9 protein-coding genes are annotated in these 9,003 nt (G+C 40.7%); 7 read left to right on the top strand and 2 right to left on the bottom strand.

All coding sequences use genetic code 11. The features are described from left to right. The coding region (locus GX437_12385; protein ID NLJ08452.1) for an aminotransferase class V-fold PLP-dependent enzyme at positions 1-461 on the bottom strand (461 nt) is incomplete at its 3' end. Between the two features lie 99 nt (positions 462-560). Here GX437_12385 and GX437_12390 point away from each other — a divergent pair. Genes GX437_12390 through GX437_12415 form a run of 6 tightly spaced genes read left to right on the top strand, consistent with a single transcriptional unit; the run spans position 561 to position 7,090 of the window. Beyond that, positions 561-2,540 (top strand): hypothetical protein, encoded by a 1,980-nt coding sequence (locus tag GX437_12390; GenBank protein ID NLJ08453.1) that lies wholly within the window; start codon positions 561-563, stop codon positions 2,538-2,540. An 11-nt stretch (positions 2,541-2,551) separates the two neighbouring features. After that, positions 2,552-3,364: a hypothetical protein gene (locus GX437_12395; protein ID NLJ08454.1), complete on the top strand. Its 813-nt coding sequence runs from the start codon at positions 2,552-2,554 to the stop codon at positions 3,362-3,364. Positions 3,365-3,386: 22 nt separating this feature from the next. Next, on the top strand, positions 3,387-4,538 hold the full coding sequence (locus GX437_12400; protein NLJ08455.1) for a DUF819 family protein: 1,152 nt from the start codon (positions 3,387-3,389) through the stop codon (positions 4,536-4,538). A gap of 1 nt (position 4,539) precedes the next feature. Continuing rightward, on the top strand, positions 4,540-5,085 hold the full coding sequence (locus GX437_12405; GenBank protein NLJ08456.1) for an NAD(P)H nitroreductase: 546 nt from the start codon (positions 4,540-4,542) through the stop codon (positions 5,083-5,085). 18 nt (positions 5,086-5,103) lie between these two features. Further along, positions 5,104-6,438, top strand: coding sequence for a BamA/TamA family outer membrane protein (locus GX437_12410; protein ID NLJ08457.1), 1,335 nt, complete (start codon positions 5,104-5,106; stop codon positions 6,436-6,438). A gap of 34 nt (positions 6,439-6,472) precedes the next feature. Then, positions 6,473-7,090 (top strand): hypothetical protein, encoded by a 618-nt coding sequence (locus tag GX437_12415; protein NLJ08458.1) that lies wholly within the window; start codon positions 6,473-6,475, stop codon positions 7,088-7,090. 3 nt (positions 7,091-7,093) lie between these two features. Here GX437_12415 and GX437_12420 read toward each other — a convergent pair whose 3' ends face one another. Beyond that, entirely contained in the window at positions 7,094-8,458 is a 1,365-nt protein-coding gene (locus tag GX437_12420) for an MATE family efflux transporter (GenBank protein ID NLJ08459.1), read from the bottom strand. A gap of 249 nt (positions 8,459-8,707) precedes the next feature. Between GX437_12420 and GX437_12425 the strand changes: the two genes are divergently transcribed. Continuing rightward, a partial coding sequence (locus tag GX437_12425; GenBank protein ID NLJ08460.1) for an SAM-dependent methyltransferase occupies positions 8,708-9,003 on the top strand: 296 nt, incomplete at its 3' end.

A 9,003-nucleotide genomic window follows, 5' to 3' on the forward strand; every position in this document is an offset into this window, starting at 1 on the left:
ACTTCATTGTTGGAATGCATGACACTCACCAGAATGGTTTCAGAACAAATTTCGCTGCGCAATGCCTCAAGATTAAGTCTTCCATATTGGTCAACAGGAATACGGCTGATACGAAAGCCATTGTCCTTCAGCCACAAACAACACTCATCAACAGCCGGATGCTCAACGCTGCTGATGATGATATGATTTCCTTCTGACCTGTATTTCAGTGCAGTACCTTTTATTGCGAGGTTATCTGATTCGGTTCCTCCACTGGTAAAAATGATTTCGGATGCATGGGCACCAATGAGCCGGGCAAGCTGCTTTCTGGCATTTTCAATATACCATTTTGCCTGTCTTCCGTATTCATGAGCTGAAGAAGGATTGCCGTAAATGTTCGTCAAAACATGATTTACAATCTCTGTAACATGTTGATCTACAGGAGTGGTAGCATTATAATCCAGATAGATTGCTTTCATCATTAAATTTTTTGCAATGATAGTAAAAATCATCTGTAAGATTTCAGATTCAATATTAAAACTTTCTTTACCTTCGAACTTTCAAATTAACCGATTCTCAGCTTGAACCAACGAATTTTAACCTTAGGCATAGTTTTATTCATTTCAGTATTATTTTCAGGCTGTACACAGCAGACCAATCTTCATTCTGAAAATCAATATTCAACAGCAAAACCATGGGCGCGCTGGTGGTGGTTCGCTTCTGTTGTTCATCAAAAAGACATTCAGCAAAACCTCGACTGGCTAAAAGAGAATGGTTTTGGTGGGGTCGAAATAGCCTGGGTTTATCCATTAAACAGGCTTAAAAGAGATACGGTCAACATTACTCCACGCCAGCCATGGCAGAGTAAAGAACTTGCTGAAATTGTGGCATTTACAAGAGATTATGCTGAAAAAATCGGCCTTGCCGTTGACTTTACTTTTGGTACGCTCTGGCCGTTCGGAGATTCTAAAGTCAGACCGGAAGAGGCTGTCATGCGTTACGGGGATTCTTTATGGCATCAGGAAATAACGGCCTCATGGGAATACCCCGTTAAAGGCCTTGTGGTCGATCATTTCAATCCGGAGGCCTTTGAAAAATATGCCATGAGGATGTTGAAATTTCTACCCAAACCAGCCCGCCCCAATCAAAATGCCTGTTTCATCGACTCGTGGGAAGTTGAAACCAGAAAACTCTGGACAAAAGATTTTGAAAAAATGTTTTTTCTGGAATACGGCTATGATATTCAGCCATATATGGACTCAATTTATTCAGAAGCTTACGCAGGTTATTATTATGATTACATGAAACTAATCAGCAAACTTACCCTTCGCTTTTACAGGCAGTATGACAGCCTGCTGAATGCCCACGGTTTTTTGAGCCGCGGGCAATGTGCCGGTGCACCCTGTGATATCATGCAGGCATACAGTATTCCGGACATTCCGGAAACTGAAGCTCTTTTGTTTGAACCGCATTTTTCCAGAATCGTTGCTTCTTCAGCAGCCCTTTCGGGTAAAAATATTATCAGCTCCGAAACCTTTACCTGTCTTTACGGCTGGCCTTCCGACCATATCCGGCAGGAAAACACTGCCGACCTGAAATTACTTGCCGATGCCCTGTTTGCCAATGGCGTCAATCAGATTTTCTGGCATGGAAAACCTTTTACCATCAACGACACCGATACCATACAGTTTTACGCCTCGGTTCACCTCGGAAAAACAGGAAAACTATCCGCTGATATTAAACCCTTTAACCAATACCTGACAAAGGTTTCACAATACATGCGAACCGGCAGAACCTATTCCACACTGGCTCTTTACCTCCCGCAGGAAGACGCCTGGATGAAAGCAGAATTACCCATTGAAAAGCAATTCAAATGGGCTTGGGGAGAATATGAAATGCGCTATGTCGAAATTCCGGATCAGACCAGAAACTTTAATCCAATGTGGGTAAACGGAAGTTTTTTACAAAATTCAAAAGTAAAATACGGCTTGCTGCACAACGGGAATCAAACATTTTCAGGACTTTACATAGATGTGGCCTACATGGAATACAACAGTCTGAAAAGCATTCTGGCTTTTGCCGAAAAAGGACTTCCTGTTTTCTTCAAACAGCCTCCAAAAGAACCCGGCATGGTGAAACATTCAGGCTATCATGAAATTTTCGCACAAATAACCAGACTTAAAAACTACTATTCTAATGAAGAATTATTCCTGAAAAAAATTAAACCACTCGTCAGCGGAAAAGATATTCCCGAATTCTGGAGCCGAACAGATGGCAGCAATCTGTATCTTTTCTTTGCTCACCCGCTTACGAAAACCATCAGTTTTCCGCTTGATTACGGACAATCGTTCACAGAAAAAACCATTGAAAGAAAAATTCAAATCAGTTTTGCAGGAAAAACCAAAGAATATACGCTTCGCTTCATGCCTTATCAATCCATACTTCTTAAGATGGATAAAAACGGGAACATATCAAAGCTTGATATTACCTATCAACCGCCCGTTCCGACAGTCATTCCCCGTGAGAAAGGCAAAATCGAAAAATGGATGGTAACCAACTAAAAATGAATTATATGAAACAAATCTTCGCTTTGCTGATGCTTATTCCGCTTGTCTTGTTTGCACAGGAGGGCAATTATAAGAAAATTGAAGGCTTTAAGTACATCGGTAGTATTAAAGCCAGCAATGACAGTGAAATTAGTCCCGGACAGGTTTCAAAAGATGGTAAAAAATATTATTTACCTGAGATAACTCCTGAAGGAAAAGGAATCATCAATGTTTACAACCTGAAGCTGAAACAAATTGCCTCCTATCCGGTCGAAGTTCCGGAAGGCAACCGTTTTTCAGGTAAAATCAGCCTCACGGAAGATGAGCAGGTTTTAATCTTTACCATTACAACGGAAGATGATTGGAATAAAAATGAGCTGGTCATTGCTGAGTTTGATGCCAAAAGCCAGTCATACAGAAAGCCGCGGCTGATGGGCGAAATAAATGAGGAAGACGTGGCAGATGCATACCCTTTCCTTTCTGCCGATGGACTAAGGATTTATTGGATCAGAGATAACAAAATCATGTATTCCGTGAGAAAAGAAAGAAAATTTGTCTTTCGCTACCCGGAAGAATTAAAAATTCTTAACAATGATATTAGTCCCTTATCCAGCTGGCTTTCGGCAGATGAGCTGTCTCTTTTCCTGACTTCAAATTCAATCATTTATAAATCAACCCGGAAATCTTTGTCGGAGCCTTTTTCCAAACCTCAGATATTTTCAGATAAATTTACCGGTGTGGGCTTTATCTCAGCTGCCAATGTTGTACCTCCTTATCTTTTCCTCTTTATTTCGACCAATGATGAAAGTGAATTCATAGGACTCTATAAAATTAAATAATCAACCATCAGAAAGTTAAATTATGACAGTCATCCTGCTGATTCTCTTTTACCTGTTTGTACCTGCACTCATTCTGATTTTATGCCGCAACAATAAGATTATCAATAAAATCGGAGCTATCATCATCGCATACATCACCGGATTGATTATCGGAAATATCGGAATACTTCCGGAAAATGTTTACAATATTCAGGACACATTCGTCAGTGTTATCATTCCGCTGGCATTGCCTTTACTGCTGATTACCTCCAATTTCAGACAGTGGGTTAAAACTTCCGGAAAGACCGTTATTTCCCTGATTCTTGGAATCATTTCGGTCATTTTACCCATTGTTTCAGGTTATTTTCTGTTTGGGAAGCATATTGATGAAGCAAATAAGGTAAGCGGTATGCTGGTCGGTGTTTACACCGGTGGTACTCCAAATCTGGCTTCTATCGCCACTGCACTGGATGTTAAACCAGAAACTTATATCATGACACACACCTACGACATGGCGATCGGTGCTGTTTTTCTGCTGATTGTGATGACATTTGGCCAAAAGTTCTTTGGGTTTATTCTTCCACCCTATAAACCGGTAGGAATTTATACAGATGAAGAAAACATAAAAAATGAGGGGACTGATTATTTACGGGCTTTTGACAAGATAAACCTCATCCGTACACTTATTTCATTTGGAATATCAATCGTTATTTTTGCCATCTCCTTCGGAATCAGCCAGTTGTTCCCGAAAGAATCGCTGATGCTGGTCATTATCCTCTCTATCACCACCCTTTCACTGGCAGTTTCCTTTCTGCCCAACATCCACAAGTTGCATACTTCCTTTGACCTCGGTATGTATTTCATATTGATTTTCAGTATTATAGTTGCTTCAATGGCCGATATTGCCAAAATGAATCTGACCGACATCTATTTGTTTTCCTTTATCGCAATGGTCGTAATCGGTTCTCTTTTTATTCATGTCCTGCTTTCAGCCATTTTTAAAATAGATGTGGACAATGTACTGATTGTTTCGACTGCTCTGACCTGTTCTCCCCCCTTCGTCCCCGTAGTAGCAGGGGCTTTAAAAAACAAGGAAATTATTATTGTTGGTATCATGGTAGGAATTGTCGGCTATGCAATCGGTAATTATATGGGAATTTCAATGGCTCTGATTTTAAAAGGATTTACACCATAATATGAATTTCAGCGAGTTAGTCAAAATACGGCAAAGTGTCAGGAAATATCTTCCACGGGATGTGGAACCTGAAAAACTCAACCTGATTCTCGAATCAGCCCGTTTGGCACCTTCTGCAAGCAACTCCCAGCCCTGGCATATTATTGTGGTCAATGAGCCTGAATTACTGAAAAAAGTGGCACTTGCAACCTTCGACAGCATAGTTTATTTTAACAGGTTTCTGCTCGAAGCACCTGTTATTCTGGTTATAGTGATCGAAAAACCCAAACTGATTACACAGGCGGGCGCAACCATCAAAAAAAGAGAATTTCCATTGATTGACATTGGCATTATTGCCGAACATATCTGCCTTCAGGCGACCGAAACCGGATTGGGAAGTTGCATGATAGGTTGGTTTAATGAAAAGAAAATCAAAAAGTTATTAAATATCCCCAAACATAAACGAATCGGTATTCTGATCAGCCTCGGATATGCTCCTGAAGATTATCGTTTAAGGGATAAAATCAGAAAATCAAAAGATGAAATCGTAAGTTATAACAGTTATTAACCTCTTAAATTACTGATTATGAAATCAAGAAAATTGTTTTTTCTGTTATTCACCATTAGTTGTTTTCAGTTGTTTGCCCAAAACAAGGAAGAAGTCATTAAAACGGGCTATACTTTCGGGCTGTTGCCAACAATATCCTATAATTCAGACCTTGGTTTTCAATATGGCGGGTTGGTAAGTGTCTTTGATTTTAAGGATGGAAAAACTTATCCCAAATACCATAAGATGTTCAGAATGGAAATATCGAGGTACACCAAAGGTTCCGGAACCAATCAACTTTTTTTTGACTCTGAAAATCTGTTTAAAGATAAGAAAATCAGGCTGACTGCCGATCTGAGTTACCTCACCGAAAAAGCCCTCGACTTTTATGGCTTTAATGGAGCTGTAGTAAATTTTAATCCTGATTTTGCTGACGATTCCAGCTCAGATTACATTTCAAGAATGTTTTACCGGATGGAGCGAAAAATGATCAGGTTTACCTGCGATTTTCAGGGGCAGCTGATACCCGGGAAACTCAGGTGGATTGGGGGTATCGCTTTTTTCAACTATAAGATGGGAACAGTTGATATTGAAAAACTTAACCGTGGAAGAGACCCGGCAAAACAACTCCCCGATACTGAGCTTCTTTACGATAAATATGTCAAATGGGGTGTCATTCCAGCCAATGAAGCCGATGGCGGACATCAGCAACTGATAAAAGCCGGAGTCATTTACGATACCCGCGATATTGAAGCTAACCCGTCAAAAGGAATCTGGACAGAGCTCTTCTTTATGATGGCTCCGTCATTTCTCGGAAATAATGAAAATGCCTTTACCAAAGTTGTGTTTACCCATCGGCAGTATTTCACCATATTACCCAAACAGCTGACCTTTGTTTACCGCCTTGGCTATCAGGGAACTTTGCTTGGCAAAGCACCCTTTTACAGTCAGCCTTATATGTTCAGCTCTTTTTCAGCAGTCACCATAGTTGAAGGACTTGGTGGAGCAAAATCACTCAGAGGCATTCTCCGCGACAGATTGGTCGGAGATGGAATTTTGTACGGTAACTTTGAATTCAGATGGAAATTCATCCGGACAAAAATCGGTAATCAGAACCTTTATGTCGCTTTAAATCCGTTTTTTGATGCCGGCAGGGTTGTTCAGCTCATCGGGCTTGATGAATCAAAAATTCCATTGGATGAGGTCGCCTCAAATTACGTGACAGGTAGCAAAGAAAAATTCCATTTCACCTTAGGCTGCGGGCTTCATATCGCCCTGAATGAAAATTTTGTCATCTCAGCCAATGTCGGTAAAGCCCTCGACCCACAGGATGGTAAACTGGGGGTTTATATCGGCACAAACTGGCTGTTTTAGAACAATTTTTTAATAAAATTTAAAATGACACTATATGAAATCAGAAAACTTCATTGTTTTGTTCCTGATAATAATACTAGTTTCTTCAGGAACCGGATACAGTCAAACCGTTAAAGACATTGATGGCAATGTCTATAAAACGGTAAAAATAGGGACACAGGTGTGGATGGCTGAGAATCTGCGTGTTACAAAAACACCAAAAGGCGAGCCTGTCAATGCATGGGCACCAAGAGACAGTATTTCACTGGTTCCGGTTTATGGCAGAATGTATGATTGGGAAACCGCCAACAAAGTCTGTCCTGACGGATGGCACCTCCCCTCCGAAACAGAATGGCAAACACTGATCGATTATCTTGGCGGATACATGGTGGCAGGCGGTAAAATCAAGGAAGCTGGTACGGCTCACTGGCGTTCGCCCAACAAAGGGGCTACCAACGAAACCGGCTTTACTGCTTTACCCATGGGTTACAGGACGAAAAAGGGGAAATATATTAACTTCAACAGAAACTTTGCTTACTGGTGGACTTCAACGCCATACGAAACAGATGTTGCCATGGGAATTTATATTACTTACGGAGAGCCAATTATTTACAAGTACTATTACTCTTTTACGCGTGATATGGGCTTTGCAGTCAGGTGTATTAAAAACTAAAGTTTAAATCAGCTCAGGGACTTCAGGCTCTTCCACATAATTAACCACCACTTTTCTTTTCCATTTTCCGCTTTGATAATAAATGAAGGAAAAAAGAGCCCCTATCCCCCAGGCCAGTGGAATTCCCCACCATACACCATTAATTCCAATAGCCTTTGAAAGTACCCATGAGAAAGGAATTCTTACCAGCCAAAGGGAAAGCAAGGTAATCAACATGGGAATAAGGGTGTCGCCTGCCCCGCGCATCACCCCGTTGGAGATAAACATCATATTGAAAAGCAGGTAAAAACTGCTGACAATCACCAGATAATCAATGCCTTTTTTAATCACCACCGGATCAGAGGTAAAGAGTGCCATTAAAGAATGACTGAAAAAAATGACCAGAATGGTTACAGATACAGAAATAAGGGTAGTCATCAGCAAGGTAACCTGATACCCTTTTCTGACCCTTTCAGGCTTTTGGGCACCCATATTCTGTCCGACAAAGGTGGATAAACCCATGGCAAAAGTCATGGCCGGCAGCATGGCAAAAGAATCAATACGGCTGGCAACGGTGAAAGCGGCCACCACATCGGTTCCGAAAGAAGCTACAATACCGTATAGCGCCATCATACCCAAAGAAACAAAGGTCATTTGTAAGCCGGAGGGCAAACCTATCTGAATCGATTTTTTAAATATTTCCCTGTCCCAAATCAGGTTTCTGAACCTAAGATTTATAATTTCATGTGTCCTGTTCAGATAAATGACGGAGGTGATAAAAGCCCCTCCCTGCGAAATAACAGTAGCAATAGCGACACCGGCAACTCCCCAACCGAAAACCAATACAAACAAGAGGTCGAGCAGGATGTTCATGATCGTTGAAATAATAAGAAAAACGAGGGGTGTACGTGAATCACCAAGTCCACGCAGAATGGCAGTTACACCATTGTAACCAAAAAACAAAATGATTCCAGACAAATAGACCTGAAGATACAAGGTAGCCTGCGGGATAACGACTTCAGGAAGGCCGATAGCCATAAAAATAAACCGGCTAAGCAAAAGGCCTGCTGCAGTAATGACCAGCGCAGCAAAAAAGAGGAAAATAAAGATGGTGTCGATGGCTTTTTTAATGTTGTTAAATTGTTTCGCCCCATAATACTGTGAAATGATAATGGTAGAGCCGGAGGCAATTCCGACAACGAAGGAAATCAAAACGAAAATAACCGGAAATGCCGCCCCTACTGCACCCAGGGCTTCTTTCCCGATAAATTTGCCCACAATGATGCTGTCCACCACGTTGTAAAGTTGCTGGAATACATTTCCAATCAACATCGGCATGGTAAACCGGATGATTAATTTCCCTTCTTTTCCGTTTGTCAAATCAAGCATAGGGGCATTTCGGGGCAAAAATATTGCCTTAATTCCTAATCCTGTTCAGCGGCAAAATTTTTATTTACTCCTGTGCTTACATTGCTTGAGAAAAATATTCTAATTTAGTTGTAAACTGATAATCAATCGACAATAATGACAGGTCAAAGAAAAGACCTATTCAGGTTTGCAATCTGCTTTCTGAATGATACGCAAATAAATAAGGCATAATAATTTTCAGGAAACAAATAAATTTGCCATTTTAAAAAAATGGCAGAAAAACTCAGTCCGGATTATTGGAATAAAAGATACCAGCAAGCGGGCAATCCGGGCTGGGATGTAGGTTATGCAGTACCTGCCCTGACACGTTATTTCGATCAACTTACACAAAAATCCATTCAGATACTGATGCCGGGAGGTGGCTTTGGCTACGAGGCTGCCTATTTGTTTGATAAAGGATTTACAAATATTTTTTTCCTCGACTATGCTGAAAAAGCGGTAAGTTTTTTCAGGGAAAAATTTCCTCATTTTCCTGAAAATCAAATAATTCAGGAAGATTTTTTTCA

The sequence above is a fragment of the Sphingobacteriales bacterium genome, assembly GCA_012517435.1.
In the GTDB taxonomy this organism is placed as follows: Bacteria; Bacteroidota; Bacteroidia; order CAILMK01; family JAAYUY01; genus JAAYUY01.

What these genes read in the sequence shown, in the direction of transcription:
- GX437_12405 (NLJ08456.1), top strand. Translation starts at nt 4,540, where the DNA reads ATGAATTTCAGCGAGTTAGTCAAAATACGGCAAAGTGTCAGGAAATAT.
- GX437_12410 (NLJ08457.1), top strand. Translation starts at nt 5,104, where the DNA reads ATGAAATCAAGAAAATTGTTTTTTCTGTTATTCACCATTAGTTGTTTT.
- GX437_12395 (NLJ08454.1), top strand. Translation starts at nt 2,552, where the DNA reads ATGAAACAAATCTTCGCTTTGCTGATGCTTATTCCGCTTGTCTTGTTT.
- GX437_12400 (NLJ08455.1), top strand. Translation starts at nt 3,387, where the DNA reads ATGACAGTCATCCTGCTGATTCTCTTTTACCTGTTTGTACCTGCACTC.
- GX437_12415 (NLJ08458.1), top strand. Translation starts at nt 6,473, where the DNA reads ATGAAATCAGAAAACTTCATTGTTTTGTTCCTGATAATAATACTAGTT.
- GX437_12420 (NLJ08459.1), bottom strand. Translation starts at nt 8,458, where the DNA reads ATGCTTGATTTGACAAACGGAAAAGAAGGGAAATTAATCATCCGGTTT.